At 42.5% G+C, this 16,241-nt stretch carries 12 protein-coding genes and 2 pseudogenes; 5 read left to right on the top strand and 9 right to left on the bottom strand.

The window, feature by feature from the left end; translation table 11 throughout:
• Window positions 1-114: 114 nt before the first annotated feature.
• A pseudogene (locus AB4238_RS00220) lies at window positions 115-800 on the bottom strand (IS3 family transposase); the annotation flags it as partial.
• A gap of 400 nt (window positions 801-1,200) precedes the next feature.
• Here AB4238_RS00220 and AB4238_RS00215 point away from each other — a divergent pair.
• A pseudogene (locus tag AB4238_RS00215) lies at window positions 1,201-1,914 on the top strand (IS5 family transposase).
• Window positions 1,915-1,945: 31 nt separating this feature from the next.
• Here AB4238_RS00215 and AB4238_RS00210 read toward each other — a convergent pair.
• From AB4238_RS00210 to AB4238_RS00195, 4 genes are all read right to left on the bottom strand, one after another.
• A complete protein-coding gene (locus AB4238_RS00210; protein WP_372030562.1) occupies window positions 1,946-3,199 on the bottom strand; it encodes a valine--pyruvate transaminase in 1,254 nt (417 codons plus the stop codon).
• A 229-nt stretch (window positions 3,200-3,428) separates the two neighbouring features.
• Entirely contained in the window at window positions 3,429-4,817 is a 1,389-nt protein-coding gene (locus AB4238_RS00205; RefSeq protein ID WP_372030561.1) for an ATP-binding protein, read from the bottom strand.
• A complete protein-coding gene (locus tag AB4238_RS00200; RefSeq protein WP_372030560.1) occupies window positions 4,753-5,436 on the bottom strand; it encodes a winged helix-turn-helix domain-containing protein in 684 nt (227 codons plus the stop codon). The genes AB4238_RS00205 and AB4238_RS00200 overlap by 65 nt, the downstream gene beginning before the upstream one ends.
• A 45-nt stretch (window positions 5,437-5,481) precedes the next feature.
• The gene (locus AB4238_RS00195) at window positions 5,482-6,021 is read right to left on the bottom strand and encodes a PepSY domain-containing protein (RefSeq protein WP_372030559.1); all 540 of its coding nucleotides are present in this window, start codon (window positions 6,019-6,021) and stop codon (window positions 5,482-5,484) included.
• A 550-nt stretch (window positions 6,022-6,571) separates the two neighbouring features.
• On the opposite strand from AB4238_RS00195, the gene AB4238_RS00190 reads away from it, so the two are divergent.
• The 3 genes from AB4238_RS00190 to AB4238_RS00180 all read left to right on the top strand — a co-directional run bounded on the left by AB4238_RS00190 (window position 6,572) and on the right by AB4238_RS00180 (window position 12,418).
• Window positions 6,572-7,714: an exonuclease SbcCD subunit D gene (locus AB4238_RS00190; RefSeq protein WP_372030558.1), complete on the top strand. Its 1,143-nt coding sequence runs from the start codon at window positions 6,572-6,574 to the stop codon at window positions 7,712-7,714.
• Window positions 7,711-10,779 (top strand): AAA family ATPase, encoded by a 3,069-nt coding sequence (locus AB4238_RS00185; protein WP_372030557.1) that lies wholly within the window; start codon window positions 7,711-7,713, stop codon window positions 10,777-10,779. The genes AB4238_RS00190 and AB4238_RS00185 overlap by 4 nt, the downstream gene beginning before the upstream one ends.
• Before the next feature lie 352 nt (window positions 10,780-11,131).
• On the top strand, window positions 11,132-12,418 hold the full coding sequence (locus tag AB4238_RS00180) for a peptidoglycan DD-metalloendopeptidase family protein (RefSeq protein WP_372030556.1): 1,287 nt from the start codon (window positions 11,132-11,134) through the stop codon (window positions 12,416-12,418).
• Between the two features lie 85 nt (window positions 12,419-12,503).
• On the opposite strand, the gene AB4238_RS00175 is transcribed toward AB4238_RS00180, so the two are convergent.
• From AB4238_RS00175 to AB4238_RS00165, 3 genes are all read right to left on the bottom strand, one after another.
• Complete coding sequence (locus AB4238_RS00175; protein WP_372030555.1) at window positions 12,504-12,920, bottom strand: hypothetical protein; 417 nt, start codon at window positions 12,918-12,920, stop codon at window positions 12,504-12,506.
• Between the two features lie 73 nt (window positions 12,921-12,993).
• On the bottom strand, window positions 12,994-13,422 hold the full coding sequence (locus AB4238_RS00170) for a metal-dependent hydrolase (RefSeq protein ID WP_372030554.1): 429 nt from the start codon (window positions 13,420-13,422) through the stop codon (window positions 12,994-12,996).
• Between the two features lie 107 nt (window positions 13,423-13,529).
• Window positions 13,530-13,973: a DUF3010 family protein gene (locus tag AB4238_RS00165; protein ID WP_371990685.1), complete on the bottom strand. Its 444-nt coding sequence runs from the start codon at window positions 13,971-13,973 to the stop codon at window positions 13,530-13,532.
• Window positions 13,974-14,178: 205 nt separating this feature from the next.
• On the opposite strand from AB4238_RS00165, the gene AB4238_RS00160 reads away from it, so the two are divergent.
• Complete coding sequence (locus AB4238_RS00160) at window positions 14,179-14,625, top strand: YHS domain-containing (seleno)protein (RefSeq protein ID WP_372030553.1); 447 nt, start codon at window positions 14,179-14,181, stop codon at window positions 14,623-14,625.
• Between the two features lie 88 nt (window positions 14,626-14,713).
• On the opposite strand, the gene AB4238_RS00155 is transcribed toward AB4238_RS00160, so the two are convergent.
• Window positions 14,714-16,057: a DEAD/DEAH box helicase gene (locus AB4238_RS00155; RefSeq protein ID WP_372030552.1), complete on the bottom strand. Its 1,344-nt coding sequence runs from the start codon at window positions 16,055-16,057 to the stop codon at window positions 14,714-14,716.
• Between the last annotated feature and the right edge of the window lie 184 nt (window positions 16,058-16,241).

The raw sequence follows: 16,241 nt of genomic DNA, 5'->3' as shown, positions 1-16,241 counted from the left end.
TCTTTAAAGTGGTCAATATGCATGATGCTCTCCCTAAAAAGGGAGTATATGATCACACCTAAATGTGAGCGTCAAATCGATCGTTGAATTGCCTAAAAAACGTTCTCACCCTGAGTTAGGATGTCTTCTAAGCCAATGATGGCTATTGGTTGTTTTGGTGTAGTTTTTTCTTGGCTTCACCAACATATCTTGCTGTTTCAGATAGTCAAATAGCCCATCCCTTCCAAGTTTTATGCCTTGCTCAATCAGCTGTGGCTTGAGTTCCTACTCTAGGCATAAACTGACGCCAATACATCACCATTGATTTCACAGGTTTGAGCCTTTCAGCCTTGGATTCAACTCGTTGCTTCCATTGATAAATCGCTTGTCTCGATAAATTAAATTGCCGACTCGCTGTCGCTAACTTTACGGTGCCTTTTTCTTTGGCAATCCAGAGCGCTCGGCTAAGTACTTTTTTTCTAAATCGATACCATATTCATTTTTAACAGTTCAACCATATCGCCATAAATCATATTTTTTATTTCTAGATTAGAAACCTGCTTCTCTAGGCGTTTTATTTTCTGGGCGGGTGTTTCTTTAGATTTAGACATAGGAGAGTGCTCAATGGGTTGCGTCCAGTCTAATCTACCATGTTTTCTTAACCACGTAAGGACAGTGCTTCGACCTTGGATCCCGTAGTGCTTTTGAGCTTGCTTATAGGTTAGCTCACCTTTTTCTACCTGGCTGACGACGGCTAATTTAAAGCCTAACGTGTAATCACGCTGTGTACGTTTAATACTAATTGCGCTTGAAGGTTTCATAGATAAGTCTCCAAAGTGTCAACTTATCTTAGGACGGGACAAAGGTCTCAGCAATACAGTCCGTTATACAAACTGACTTTTATTGATAAACAGTATAATAAAGAGTCATGCGAAGAGCGGTTCTACATCGAAATACCCATGTGTAATCTGTCGTTACATGATAAATAGCATTATATGTCTGTTAATATCTCGCTTTATAGAAGCATTCTACGTTTTTATTTCGACCATTGATTAAATTTCTTTCTGGTGTAGATTTCTAGGGCGTGTTGAACTTTCGTGAGTGTTTTTTTGAACAGCATGGTGAAGGGTTATAATTTGCTTCGTCAAAAGTAAAACCATAACCAATACCATGCCAATAACAATACTAACTGATATTTGATGGGAACTGCTACTCCAAGCTATGAAAATTACAGGTCGTATTTACGATAAAACTGAACATAGAATGACGTTTGAAGGAATACTTTATCGAATGAGAACAGGTATTCCTTGACGAGATCTACCCTCTGAGTTCACAGAGTGGAGTACCGTTTACAGACGATTTAATCTTTGGTCAAAGAAAGGGGTTTTAGATAATATTTTCAGAAGCTTATCTAGCATAGCTGATTTTGAATGGGTCTTTCTTGATGGCTCTATAGTTCGAGCGCATCAGCAGAGCGCAGGTGCAACTACTGAAAGCGCAGAGCAAATAGGAAGAAGTCGCGGGGGCAACTCAACCAAAATTCACTGAGCTGTGGATAGTGGTGGCCTGCCGATTTGCTTTGATTTATCAGAAGGCCAACGCCACGATATAGTGCGTACCGAAAGCTTAGTTGAACAACTCGATGAAGTTAATTCCATCATTTGTGATAAAGGATATGACAGCGAACCTTTCCGTACTTTTGTTAAGAAGCGTGGCGGAGAAACGGTAATTGCTAAACGCAATTACGGACAAGATATAGACAAAGACAGTATCGATTGGTGTCTATACGACAAGTATCGACACTTGGTCGTAAATGCTTTTACGAGAATTAAGCATTATTGATTTATTTCAAGTAGATATGACAAGATAGAAAGGAATTATACCAGCATGTTATCGCTGGCATTTATGTTAATTTGGCTACCGATGTATTGTTGAACACGAACTGTACCGCAAAGATCAACACGCCCTAGTATGCCTTAATCACTTCTTCAGCGATTATCGCAATTCCTTTGCGCATTTTGTCTTCATCCTGGACATAGTTCATCCGCAAGCATTGATGGGCGTGCTCCCACTTTCCTCCAGGCTGGTCTTTTTGACCAAAGAAGAAATATTCACCAGGAACAATCAATACACCGCGATCTTTCAAACGGCGATAAAGTTCCATAGTAGTAATTGGCAGTTCATCAAACCAAAGCCAGAGAAACATCGCGCCTTCAGGTTTATGTATTTTGAAGCGGTTATCTGTGATGCTTTGTTGTAATAGCGATAAGGCGAATTCAGCTTTTTGTTGGTAAAAAGGTTTAATGACCGATTCACTTAAGCGTAACAGATCACCTGATTCAATCATGTGCTTAGCTATCGCTGGGCCAAAGCCTCCAGGTGCTAGACTGATGATACCGTTTAGGTTGGTCAAAGCCTGTGTTATCTCTTCATTCGCTATTACAATGCCGCAGCGCAGTCCCGGAAGCCCAAGTTTAGATAAACTCATGCACAAGATGGTATTGTTGTTCCAAAAAGGAGTGACCTCCTCAAAGATGATATTTGGAAACGGTGTGCCGTAGGCATTGTCGATGATAAGTGGTATGTCGTTATCACGGGCCAATTGGTCGAGCTTGGCGACTTCAGCATCAGTCAGTACATTCCCTGTTGGGTTCGTGGGGCGAGATACACATATTGCGGCCACGGAGTCATCTACCTTTAGTTGCTCAAAGTCGACATGGTATTTGAATAAGCGGTTATCGAGTGGCTCAATTTCAGGGCGGTAAGAGACAAAAATATCATCATCTAAACCCGCATCATTGTAGCCAATATATTCAGGTGCCAAGGGCAAGAGAATTTTTTTATGGCTGCCATCAGTTTGCTTGCCTGCTAATAAGTTAAACAGGTAGAAAAATGCGCTTTGACTACCATTCGTGAGACTGATGTTTTTTTCGCTGATTTCCCAGCCGTAGGTCTCTTTAAGTAAGTTTGCCAACGCCTTTAAGAAAGTATTTTTCCCTTGAGGACCATCATAATTACCTAATGCTGCTACCAGTTCGCCATTTGCTAGCATGTTTGCTGATGCTTGATGAAAGTAGTCTTGCATTGCTGGAATGGTGGCGGGGTTGCCGCCTCCCAGCATGATCGCACCGGGTGTGCGCAGTCCGTCATTAAGATCTTGCATCAACTGGTTAATGCCAGAGTTACGATTAAATTTCTCACCAAACTTTGAATACTGCATGAAAACGATACCTGAAAATGACGAAAGGGCTTACCGGAGCATGTAGTAACAATATTTAGCGGCAAACGCACTTATTTTTTTATTTAATAGTGACTAATTTGCAATGGGTCATGTTTTATAAGTCAAATCGTAAATTATTTGTTCATTTTTAATATTAGCTACCTCAGCCCGCTACATTGGCAAAGTTGCTAACATAGTGGGTCGGAGCCAAGGTTAGCCGCCTTAACACTTAGTTTGAGAAGGTAACTTGCACGGTAAGGCCAGGTTTATTATCTAATAATTCAATAGTGCCATTATGTAGCTGTATGATGGCTTTCACTAAGGTTAAACCTAGGCCAAAACCTGCTACTCCACGGCTTTTATCAATGCGATATAGCCGCTGAAAAACTTTTATTTTTTCACTGTCGCAAATGCCAGGCCCATTATCAGAAATGATAAATCCGTTAGGCGTCAACCTAGCTTCAATGTTTGCATTCATACCTGCATATTTACTGGCGTTTTCTAATAGGTTGTATATGGCGCGAAACAGTAGTGTGGCATCTCCTTGGATTGATAGGGGAGGCTGTACCTGTAATGTCACGAGCTGTTGTTTGTCTTCAGCAAGTGGCTCGATTAAATCTACCGCATCGGTGATGACTTGCTGTAAATCAACGCGAGTGAAATTTTGGCTATTGTCCTCGCGCTGTTGCTGCAAACGGGTGAGCTCAAGCATAGAGCTAAAGGTAAACAATATTCCATCTAGCTTATTCAACATAGATCCTAGTTGCTCTGTCGGCAGATTCTTATGTTGCTTATCTAATATCTCCAATTCGATTTGCTGTCTTAAATGGCTAAGCGGGGTACGTAAATCATGGGCAATAGCATCCGTTATCCCGGCAATCGTTTCAAAAGAATGCTGCATTTGGCTAAGCATAGTATTGATATGTAATGCCATGTGATCGTATTCATCATTCTGCTCAGATACAGCAACTCGCGCACTTAGGTGACCCGCTTCAACTTGCAACGCCACTTGGTTAAAACCATTAATGCGTTTTAACACACGTATAGAAAATACCAAGCCTGTTATTAGGCCTAGCAAGATAGCCAAACACAAAGCTACCGCTGACGCGCTAATGAATTGTGCTTTAAGTTCATATAATGATTCGTCATCAACTGCGACAGTGAGTATTCCCGAGGCCAAAGGCTGAGAACAACCTGAAACCAATCTAATTTCGTCGTATTGATCTAACCAAATAGGGAAGCGACTTAAGCTTGGGCAGAGAGGCAGTGTTGGGGCTTCACTCAATCTACCAACAGATTGTTGTTTGGTTTGGTAGCTTAAAATGTATTGCCTAGAACTTTGAGCTTGTAGTTTAAATTGTTCTATAAACTGCTCGGCTGGCAATTGTTCAGCAAGTGAAGTTTGCTGAGCTCTAATATTTGCCATCTGCATTTGTTGTTGCCGATTCATTGTACCGATACTCAATTGGTACAAAGCAACAAGTAATATGGCGACTACGGTTAGCAATAAGCCCGTATATAAACGGGTTAAACGCCATACAGAGTGAGCCGACTTAACCCTGTTCCACCATGCGGTAACCAACACCACGTACTGTTTCAAGTAGGGAGGGAAGACCATCAAATTCTACCTTCTTTCGTAACCTTGCCATATGCACATCAATCACATTAGTTTGTGGATCAAATTGATAATCCCAAACCGCCTCAAACAGTAATGAGCGAGACACGACTTGTCCGCTATGCTCCATTAAATAACGTAGTAGCTTAAACTCTTTTGGTTGCAGAATGACTTCATTTTGCCCTCTAAATACTTTGCGAGACAGGAGCTCCATTTTTAGATCTGCAACCTGTAAAACGTTGGTTTTTATGTCTACATTCGAGCCCTTACGCTGAATTAATATCTCAATACGCACGAGTAATTCAGAAAGTGCAAAAGGTTTGATCAGGTAATCATCACTGCCCTCGCGCAGTCCTTTGACTCGTTCAGAAACGCTGTCTAAAGCACTGAGAATCAAAACGGGTGTTTGATTGCCGGCATTTCTTAATGTGGTTAATACCGTTAAACCATCTAATTTGGGCAGCATCCGATCGAGTAAAATTAACTGGTAGTCACCCTCAAGGGCTAAAAATAAACCATCTTGGCCATTTTCAGCCAGGTCAACTTCATAGCCCTGTTCTTTAAGGGCCTTTTGTAAGTATTGACGAGTTGTTAGGTTATCTTCAATAACAAGAATTCGCAAAATTACTCCTAAGGGGAGCATCTCTCCCCCATAAAATAGACTGAGTTAGCGTTTCATGACCGGTATAACTTTACCTGTTGTGACATCTACGATGACGCGAGTTAACCCTTGTTCACCCATTAATTTAAATTTGTAGAACGTAATACCTTTTTTATTCTCTAATTCAAATTCGATGACATCGGCAGCATATTTTTGCTTCAACTGGGCAATGGTTGCACTTAAGTTAAAGCTCGATGCTTGTAGCTCTTGTAATGCTAAAAGATCATCATCGTCTAATCGGCTTAAACCATTTTTAGTTTTGTGTTTTAGTACGGCACCGTCAGTAAGACTTAATTCGATCTTATGCTTCTCTTCGGCTTTAAGGTTAACCGCTTCAATATCGTAGGTCGCTTGATTATTATGATCATCAACTTCAAACTCGACGATGTGTTTGGCGTAATCGGTAGCGACCTTATCGATAGCCTGTTCTAAGCTAAAGTTGGCCCGTTGCAATGCCAATGTTGCTAAAGCATCATCTTCTTTGTCGGCAAAGGCTGCAAGTGGTGTAAAAGCCAGTGCTATACAGATTAATTTAGTACATTTCATTTTGTTATCCTAATGAGTTGTTTGCTGAGAACTGAATTGTACGTTGCGCTCCTTGCACCAACGTGGATGATTCATTACAAAAAGTTAATGCGGCAAATAGCATGAATGGCCAAGTTTTCACCTTAATCGTTACTTGGTGTTTTCAAACCCCAAAGTCAGACCCAATATAAGCCTGCTGTTCCATACCCCTTTGACAATATATACATATTAGGGAAGGTTGATCTTTCACGATTGTTTTTGTCGCAGCTTATTGGTTATTTTAACAAGGTGGAGACTATGCTGTTTAGTTATTCTCCACAAATAGTCTACAGCGCAGTAAAAATAGCAAAGGAGTGCAGCCCTTCGGGTTCGTTTCAATGCTTTTATTGCTGCGTTATGAGCGTTTCACTAGGCATCATCGCTCAAACCTTGTCTTACAAGCATTGAATTCGAACAAAAACTAAACTCGAAAGACCAACAGCCCCTAGATGGGCAATCACACTTGTATAGCAAGGAGGCTTTTCTTACTATAGAAGCCTCTCTCATCTCCTTCATTTATAAACGAGAATGCATGAAATTCATCCACACTTCTGACTGGCATATTGGCAGACAGTTACATAATCAGTCGCTACTCGACGATCAACGCCATGTCTTGCTGCAAATTATCGAAATGGCAAAAGAGCAAGATGTCGATGCGCTGATCATTGCTGGTGACATATATGACCGCTCAGTACCGCCTGCTAATGCGGTAGCATTACTCGATGAAGTGCTAAATACCTTGGTTAACGAGCTTAACATATCGGTGATTATGATAGCCGGTAACCATGATGGTCATGAACGGTTGGGCTTTGCCTCAAGGCAGATGCAAGACAGTGGACTGCATATTGTGGGGCCTTTAAGCGCTTCGCTAAATCCTATAGAGCTGAAAGGAAAGCAGGGCAGTGCCATGTTTTATCCGCTTCCTTATACTGATCCTGCCACGGTGCGTCATGTGTTTGAGTGTGGAGTTAGCACTCATGAAGAGGCGATGAAAAAACTGCTTGAACAAGTGACAGAACATGATGCTAAAGAGTTACCCAAAGTGGTGATCAGCCACTGCTTTTTAGATGGCGGCAGTGAGTCTGATTCAGAAAGACCAATAAGCATAGGCGGCGCAGATAAAATATCTCCAAGTCTATTTTCTGATTATCAATATACGGCCTTAGGGCATTTGCATGGCCCTCAATATAAAGGCAGTGAGCAGATCCGATATTCTGGCTCGCCGTTGAAATATTCTTTTAGTGAACAAAATCAAAAAAAGTCAGTCACGCTGGTTGAATTTGACTCAACAGGCACAACAGGTATTAGCCTGCTGCCTTTAAGCGCCATGCGAGATGTTCGCATTGTTGAAGGACTGTTATCGGATATCCTACTCGCAGGTCAAACTGACCCGAACAGAGATGATTACCTAATGGTGCGCCTGCTAGATAAAAACGCCATTCTTGACGCGATGGGTAAACTACGCGCGGTGTATCCTAATGTACTGCACCTTGAACGAACTGGACTAATAGCACAAAACCAGCAACTTGATATTGGCAAAGAGCATATCAAAAAAGGTGAACTGGATATGTTCAGTGACTTCTTCTCTCAAGTATATGGGGAGTCGTTAACTGAGGATCAACACAGTGCCATTGTCGACACTATTGATTCCCTGCATAAGGGAGAGCAAGCATGAGACCTATTAATTTAACCATGTCTGCATTTGGGCCGTTTAGTGGCCAACAAGTGACAGATTTTGAAGCACTCGGTAGTCATCCACTGTTTTTGATTAATGGTCCGACGGGTGCGGGTAAGACAACATTGCTCGATGCAATCTGTTTTGCCCTATACGGTAAAACCACCGGTGATGAGCGTGAAGGCAGCCAGATGCGCTGTGATAATGCCAATGATGATTTACTGACAGAGGTCACTTTTACGTTTGCTCTGGCTGACGATCAATATCGTATTCGCCGAGTACCAGAGCAACAGCGAGCGAAGAAAAGTGGCGATGGCTATACGGTACAAAAGCCTGAAGCGCAGCTTTATAAGTTGGATGCAGATGGCAAAGAGCATCTACTGGTACCGAGCAAAGTGTCTGAAGCCACAGCTGTGATTGAGCAACTCACCGGGCTCGATGCCGATCAATTTCGGCAAGTGATGGTGTTACCTCAAGGTAAATTTAGAGAGCTGCTAATGGCTGACTCTAAAGATCGAGAGAAAATATTTAGCCAGTTATTCCAGACGCAAATTTATCGCAAAATAGAAGACAAGCTTAAGTTTAAGGCTGCGGCAATAAAAGGCGCAGTGCGGGATCACCGTAATAAACGAGACGGTATGTTGCACAATATTGCAGTGGAGTCTGATGAAGCACTGTCAAACGAGCTTAATAACCTTGCGCCACAACTTGCTGTTGCAGCCGAACAAAAGGAAACCGCCAAGCTGGCTTTAATTGAGGTTAATAAGCAGTTTGAAATGGCTAAACTGCTGCTAAGTGATTTTGAAAATTTAGACAAACTTAAGCAAATTGCTGTTGAGTTAGCCACGCGTAAAGAGACTGTGGATCTGCAGCAATCGAGTCTAGACGCTGGTCAAAAGGCACTGCTGCTTAAACCAGTGCTTGATATGTCTTTAGCTCGCGATACCGAAGCATCACAAGCTAAGCATGTGGTGGCGCAGACGCAATTAACTCAACAGCAAGCAGAAAGCGCATTGGCGCTCAGCTTAACTCAATTTAATAGCTTGGCGGAACTAGAGCTACAGCTACAACAAACTCAAAGTGAGCAGCAACAATTAGCTCAACTCGGCCCTCAACTTAAAGAGCTCGATAGTGCGCAAAATGCCTTGGTTCTCGCAACCAATCAGCGCGAGCAGGCAAAACAAAAAGGAGTTAACGCTAAAGCGGCGCTTGATGCGTTATTAGCCGAAAGACAAACGGCGCAGCAACAAGTGCCGCAATTGGAATTAGTCGCTGCAGATTTGGTGAATGCTCAACAAGCACTTAGCGGTCACAGTGAATTAATGGAGCGCTTTACTCATTGGCAAAAAGCCAAGTCTGAAGTAGAGATCACGCAGACTGCTTTGCTAGCCGCAAAAGCCGAAGGTCAGCAGTGTAGGCAGCTATTTACACAAGCGCAGACTCAGCATCAAACATTAAAGTTAGTTTGGCACCGCGGGCAGGCTGCGATATTAGCCCAACAGTTAAGTTCTGGTCAGCCGTGCCCTGTTTGTGGCAGTGCGGAGCATCCTAATCTTGCTCAAAGTGAGCAGCAATTACCGACTGAAGAGCAGCTGCAACAAGCTCAATATGCAGAGGAACAAGCAGCGGAGGCCCTCACTCAAGCTAGAGCAAAATACTCAGGCCTCAGTACTAAACTGCAAGAGCAAATAAAAGTTGCTGATGAGCTGAAGCAAAGAATTGAACAGACCGTCGCTGATAGTGCAGTGTTATCTGCTGAGCATCTTAGTGAGCAACAACAAGCGTTAAAAAAACAGGTTGAAGCTGCTAGTCACGCAACACAGCAATTAGCAACATTGAGAGAACAGCTACAAACTTGGCAAGTTAACGAGCAGACGCTGCGAGCAGCGCTAGATACAGAGCGCGAGCTATACCAAGGTGTACAGACACAAGTTGCCACATTGCAGGGGCAATTAGAGCAGCTTTTAGCAGCTATTCCAGAGCAATATCGCACAGTTGATTCGCTTAACAGTGCAATTGCTCAATCTAATCAAAAGTTTGCCAAGCAACAACAAGCGATAAACGCTATTCGTCTATCTCACACTAACGCGCTGGAGCAAGATGCATCAGCCAAAGCTGCCATGGCGGGTGCCGAGGCTAATCTGTTACAAACAACAGAACTTGCTGAGAACGCGAAAATATCACTTAGCGAGCAGTTAATATCATCAGGCTTTAGTGAGCAACAGGCATTAATGCAAGCCATGTTGCCGGAAGCGCAGCTGCAGCAGCTCGCTGCCGAGATAAATCAATATCAACAAGATTGTGTAGCCAACCAAGCTAATTTGGCTCAGTTACATGAAAAACTGCAGCAACAATCTAAACCTGAATTGGAAGACATTGCTGCTCAACTGAACCGGTTGCAAACAGAGCAACAGCAAGCAGAGCAAGAATGGCAAGTGTTGCAAGGGCGCGTGACCCAGTTAAAGCAAACTCAAGAGCAGCTTAACGATGCCGATTCCCAAGCTAAACAATTAGAAGATGAGTACGCCATTGTTGGAACTTTAGCAGAAGTAGCCAACGGTCAAACGGGCAACAAGGTGAGTTTACAGCGTTTTGTATTGAGCGTATTACTTGACGATGTATTACTCGAGGCGAGTGAGCGCCTGCAGCTGATGAGTAAGGGGCGTTATCGTTTAATCCGCAAGGAAGAGCGTGCTAAAGGTAATAAAGCATCAGGGTTGGAGCTTGAAGTGGAAGATGCTTACACTTCGAAAGTAAGGCCTGTGGCGACACTCAGTGGTGGCGAAAGCTTTATGGCTGCTCTGTCTATGGCATTAGGGTTATCGAATGTAGTTCAGGCTTATGCTGGTGGTATTAAGCTCGACACCCTATTTATTGATGAAGGTTTTGGCAGTTTAGATCAAGACTCGCTCGACTTGGCGGTTCGTACTTTGATGGACTTGCAATCAGCAGGACGTATGATTGGGGTTATCTCTCATGTATCTGAAATGAAAGAGCAGATTGGCACACGTATCGACATTACGAAGAGTGCAGTTGGTAGCGAAATTTCTATCGTTCTGCCTTAAAGTGATAGTGCTTGCCGTTAGAAACTCGCTTTAAGATTTTAACAAGGCCTAAATATTCGATTTAGGCCTTTTTTGTATCGATTAAGAATCTATATTGACGCTTTATTTCATGTTAATTAATTTGTTTGCAGGATAATTGCAGGATAATTGCAGGATAATTGCAGGATAATTGCAGGATAATTGCAGGATAATTGCAGATGAATTTCAGGTTAAACATGCAATAAAATTGCTGTTTTGTGCGCTGAAAGAGTTTTTTACAGGGAGATTATTTGGTATAAATTGGCGCTAGCCTTCAATAATAGGAGGCATTTGGCGTGAATGAAACAAATAATAATTCAAGGTTGGACTTAGGTTGCTGTCAGGTAAAATTTCTTTTTTTAAAATGTCGCTTTTTCGTTTTGCAGCTCTGCCTTCTCTGCATCGGAAAATTTTAATTGGTTCTGTTCTACTGTTTGGCGCTGCACTTATGTTGCCTCAGAATCAGCAGTTGTTATCACAGCGGATCCCTGTTGAGCTTGATATTGACGCTTTGATCTCGCAGTCAGCACCGATACCAACAATCAATACACTGCTAGATAAGCCTAGATTTGAAAAAGTGATTGTTAAAGGAGACACGTTAAGTGGTCTTTTTGAACAAGGCGGCGTAGATCAGCAAACCATGTATCGGGTGTTAGAAGCTGATCTTAATGTGCTGGCACTCGATACACTCCAACCTGGCAATCAGATCCAATTCTGGCTTGATGAAGCAGACAAACTCGAAAAGTTAACACTCTATTTTAGTGCTGCTCGACAGGTTACTTATAGCCGCTTTGATGATGGTTCCTTTAATGTAAATGAAGTCAACGTTGAAGGTATTTGGCGTAATCGCAGTATTGTTGGTGAGATAAATGGTTCTTTTTATCTCTCAGCGCAGAAGATGGGGCTAAATGCCGCTCAGATCCAACGGGTTGAGTCATTATTGAAAGAGAAGCTCAATTTTGCTCGTGATCTGCGTGCAGGCGATAAGTTCTCTGTATTGATCAATGATCAATACATTGACGGTGTAGCTACGGGCTCTAGTGATATCCTAGGGGTCACCATTGACCGTGGTCGCAGCAGCATTAATGCATATCAATTCACTGATGGTAATTTTTATGATGAACAGGGCAGAAGCTTAGCGCGCGCCTTTCAGCGAATTCCGCTGCAGCGAAATTATCGTATAAGCTCTCGGTTTAACCCACATCGTCATCACCCTGTCACAGGTCGTACAAGCCCGCATAATGGTACTGATTTTGCCACGCCTATAGGCACCAAAATTATTGCGCCAGGTGATGGTATTGTCTCTTTGGTTACCGATCATCGTTTCGCAGGTAAATATGTAGTGATCGAGCATGGCAATAAATATCGAACCCGCTACTTACACCTGTCAAAATCTTTAGTGCATAAAGGTCAGCGAGTATCTCGTGGTCAGGTCATTGCGCTTTCCGGTAATACCGGCAGGATCACTGGCCCTCACTTGCACTATGAATTCCATATTAATGGTCGTGCGGTTGATCCAATGAAAGCCAAAATTCCAATGGCTAGCCAATTGTCTAAAAAACAGATGGGTGCCTTTGAGCAACTCGTGCGGGTGAGAAAGATGATGATGGGGCAAGTTTAAGCTGGGTATTTTAAAGGCGAATAAAAGCCACTCTTTGTAAACTGAAAGGCCATCAAATTGATGGTCTTTTTTATATTGCTTTCAGCTAAAACGACAAAGCTTGCTGCCGTTGCTGTTGCTTCATTGCACATAGGCAAGCTTTGCCTCTGAGTGCAGGGCAACTCTTGCAGGGAGTGGCCTTGTAGGGACGATGGATGCTTGCGTTTTTGAGGCTAAACTTATTGATAAGCTTTAGTGACGTAAACGCGCCATTGTCATTCGCGCTGTGCAGCTTTTTATAAGCTATAGGGTGTTGGGGGATGTTGTTGATGCTTGCAAGCTTAGCTTGATACTTGAGTATTTTGAGCTGGTATTTCTCAATTTTCCGTTGGCGTTTATTCACTGATATCGAACGCTCAATGCAGTTAGCTGCGGTCAAAGACGAGTAAAACCTAAGTTTATGCTGTGATTTAGCTAACTTGCTTTGATATTTTTGTTGATGACTTTGCTGCTTTGGCTTCATTACAACTCACAGTTTGACCTTACTACGCACATTGTAAATGAAAATCGTTATCAGTTAAAGTGGGTTGGTAGATTTAGCGGTAGGGGTTTTGATCTGCATCGATTAGGGTTAGTAATAACCTAAGCTCAAACTCAAGCTCATGCACTACAACCATTCTTAGCAGACCTTCAGGTACTTTCTTCAAACGTGAAGAGATACGAATTTCGTTCTTAGCTTTGATCTTAGTACCTTGCTTACGGGCAACGTAAGAGTGCAGACCCAACGCTTGATGCTTTAGGGATATCTTGTCATCAAAGATAACTTTAGACAGCGGTTGAGATTTACGTAGATATTGATTCTTTATGGCAATAGTGTAGTCGTATAGCGCTTTATCTGAGCGTACAGAATGGATTTCTGGATGTCTTTTTAGTAGCACATCAGCCAGTTTTCCTTGGGATAATAAGGTTTGAACTTGCTGTTGAATTTCGCTCTGGTAGCCACTTAGATAGGGAAGAGGTTGCATATCAGTTAGTCAACTAGCTTGGGGATAACGAAAGGGACGATGACATTTAGTCAGGCCTTGTAGCAATTAAATCGCATCAAGGTTTACGCCCCTAGCAGTATTATTAACTAATCTTCTTCTACCTTGAAAATAGTTAAGTTATGAGCAGCATAAGCCGCTTCGAAAGCATTCTTTTGGAAACGCTTGAGCCCAAGACCTTCAAAGTCAACTTGCGGTGGATTACGCTTTAGCTGCTCTTTAATAGTAACTGGCGAGATAAGGGTTACAGGCAGTGATAATACTTGAATAGCAGCCTCAAGTTTAAAACTGGTAACACTGCCAGCGCCTTTACCTTTTTGCTCTCGTTCGATGATGACAACTTCATCGACACGGTAATCTTCAAGAAGTTTACCAAAAGCGAAATGAAACTCACGAATGGTTTCAGTTAGCGCTGAATTAGAGATTGCGAAAGATTTCTGACGGCAGTCAGGCACATTATAGGTTTCGCCTTCATAACTTAATAAACTGATGATGGCTTCGCCACCTTTTAACTCTACGCCGCAAACTCTCATGATAAACCTTAACAATAACAATATTGCGCATATTGTAGCGCTATTTTGCTCAGTGGTCAGCGTTTAGCATTGGCATATTGAAAATATATTTTGGTTTGTAGTATGACATTTGAGCTAACTTCATTTAAATGAGTAGTAATGAAATACGTTAAGCCATCACTCGGTCTAGTTGGTTATGTATAGTGTAATGGAAGAGAGGGAAACGATGAAACGGATCTACAATCTAACGGCTATTCTATTGAGTTTTGTTTTAGTTGGTTGTACTAGCTTAGGCGGTGAGCCAACGTTTCAGGACGAAGGCATAGCGGTTAATGGTTACGATGTGGTTGCCTATTTTACCGAGGGACAACCTGTTAAAGGTCAGCTCGCATTTAGTAGCCATTATAAAGATACCCAATGGCTTTTTAGCAGTGAAGAACACAAGTTGTTGTTCGAGAAAAATCAACAACAATATCTGCCCCAATACGGTGGTTACTGCGCCTACGGCATGTCGAAAGGTTTTGTGGTGGACACTGACCCAAATGCATTTACCATACTAAATAATAAGCTTTACTTAAATTATAGCCTTGGCGTGCGCGAGACATGGTTACAAGATACCGCTTTGTATATAGAGCGTGCAGACAAAAACTGGTTGGAAAAAATTGCTAAATAAATCTTCTACTTTGATTTTGGCGCTAAAATAAAAAGCCGCTGTGATAGTGCTCTATCACAGCGGCTTAAAGCATTATGTAAGCAGCTTATTAATCTTCTGGTGTATCCTGCAGCTTAGCTTTTGGTTTTCTAAGCATAGGAGCGTCACCGACGTCGACACCAGTTGCAAAGCGTCTATCGCGATTCGCTGTAGCCTTAGCCGCAGACTTTTTCTTCGCCGTAGCTGCTTTTTTCTTTGCTGATGTCGGCTTTGATTTCTTCTTGCTCTGTGTTTTCGGTTTCAAGCCAGTAAACTTACCTTTTAAGCCTTCAAGCTCACTAAAAGCAAATTGCTTATTAAGGAAGTTTTGTACTTGAGTAAAGTTAACCCAGTCTTTAGGACCGACTAATGAAACCGCATCGCCTTTAGCGCCAGCACGTCCAGTACGTCCAATACGGTGAACATACTCTTCGGCAAATTTTGGCATATCAAAATTTATCACCAAAGACACATTGAGTAAGTCTAGGCCACGAGAAGCGACATCGGTTGTCACCAATATCTGCTGTAAACCACGGCTGAACTCATCCATGATTTGGTTACGGGCATTTTGTTTTAGCTCACCACTGAGTGACGCTGTTTTAAAGCCATCGTCAGCAAGTTTCTTCGCTAGGCGGTCGGTGTCTTGTCTAGTGGCGGTAAAAATGATGATCTGTTTTTGCTGCTCATCTTTTAAAATGCGCGATAGCAAGGCTTCTTTATGGTCAAGGTGATCACAAAGAAATATACGCTGAGTAATATCTTTGTGTTCTAAGTTACCAGCGCCAATTGCAACATGCTCTGGGGTTTTAAGCAGCTCAGCAGCGATTTCATCGACATCGCCGTGATCGAGTGTTGCCGAAAACATCAGTGTTTGGCGACGTTTATGATCCGCCGCATCGTTAATTTGTTTAAGCTGCTCAGCAAAACCTAAATCCAACATACGGTCGGCTTCATCGAAGATAAGCAGTTCAAGCCCATTGAGGTGCAGGTGATGTTGTTTCAGGTGATCGGCTAAGCGACCTGGAGTGGCGACAACAAAATGTGGGTCACGAGCCAGTGCTTTTGCTTGGTCGTTAAAGTTCTCACCACCAAGAATTTTAGTGGCTTTAAACTGTGTATTAGCGACTAATAAACGCAGTTGACTATAAACCTGGGTTGCAAGTTCACGAGTGGGTAGCAAAATAACCGCACGAGGGTCGCGCTTACTCAATGCTTTACACGAAATCATCCTTTGCATTGCAGGTAGCAAAAACGCCAAGGTCTTGCCTGAACCTGTTTTAGATGATGCCATTAGATCTTTGCCTGCAAGGGCAATGGGTATGGCTTGTTCCTGGATCTCAGTAGGGGTGTCTATGCCCATGTGTTTTAATGTTTGTAACAGACGTTGATCCAGTGAAAAATCGGTGAATTGCAAAGGTGAACTCCTTAAATAATCTGACCGCGTATTATAGCCTAGATAGATAGAGCAGGGCTATGACTAGCGATTAAGTTTATCTTAAAGAAGTTGAATTAAACGCTTAGGATAGGCTGAGTGTAGCTGAACATCACATTAGAGTGGTAAAATCAGCGTCGTTAAAAAATGCTAGCTGTTCTTAGTT

Origin of the sequence: Shewanella sp. 10N.286.45.A1, from assembly GCF_041470405.1 — a bacterium.
Taxonomy (GTDB): Bacteria; Pseudomonadota; Gammaproteobacteria; order Enterobacterales; family Shewanellaceae; genus Shewanella.
The sequence above is the reverse complement of the archived record's forward strand: the minus strand, read 5'-3'. Positions and strand labels throughout refer to the sequence as shown.

Bases quoted from the DNA above. Each gene is read 5' to 3' on its own strand.
- AB4238_RS00210 (WP_372030562.1), bottom strand. From the start codon at position 3,199: ATGCAGTATTCAAAGTTTGGTGAGAAATTTAATCGTAACTCTGGCATT.
- AB4238_RS00205 (WP_372030561.1), bottom strand. From the start codon at position 4,817: ATGGTCTTCCCTCCCTACTTGAAACAGTACGTGGTGTTGGTTACCGCA.
- AB4238_RS00195 (WP_372030559.1), bottom strand. From the start codon at position 6,021: ATGAAATGTACTAAATTAATCTGTATAGCACTGGCTTTTACACCACTT.
- AB4238_RS00190 (WP_372030558.1), top strand. From the start codon at position 6,572: ATGAAATTCATCCACACTTCTGACTGGCATATTGGCAGACAGTTACAT.
- AB4238_RS00185 (WP_372030557.1), top strand. From the start codon at position 7,711: ATGAGACCTATTAATTTAACCATGTCTGCATTTGGGCCGTTTAGTGGC.
- AB4238_RS00175 (WP_372030555.1), bottom strand. From the start codon at position 12,920: ATGAAGCCAAAGCAGCAAAGTCATCAACAAAAATATCAAAGCAAGTTA.
- AB4238_RS00170 (WP_372030554.1), bottom strand. From the start codon at position 13,422: ATGCAACCTCTTCCCTATCTAAGTGGCTACCAGAGCGAAATTCAACAG.
- AB4238_RS00165 (WP_371990685.1), bottom strand. From the start codon at position 13,973: ATGAGAGTTTGCGGCGTAGAGTTAAAAGGTGGCGAAGCCATCATCAGT.
- AB4238_RS00160 (WP_372030553.1), top strand. From the start codon at position 14,179: ATGAAACGGATCTACAATCTAACGGCTATTCTATTGAGTTTTGTTTTA.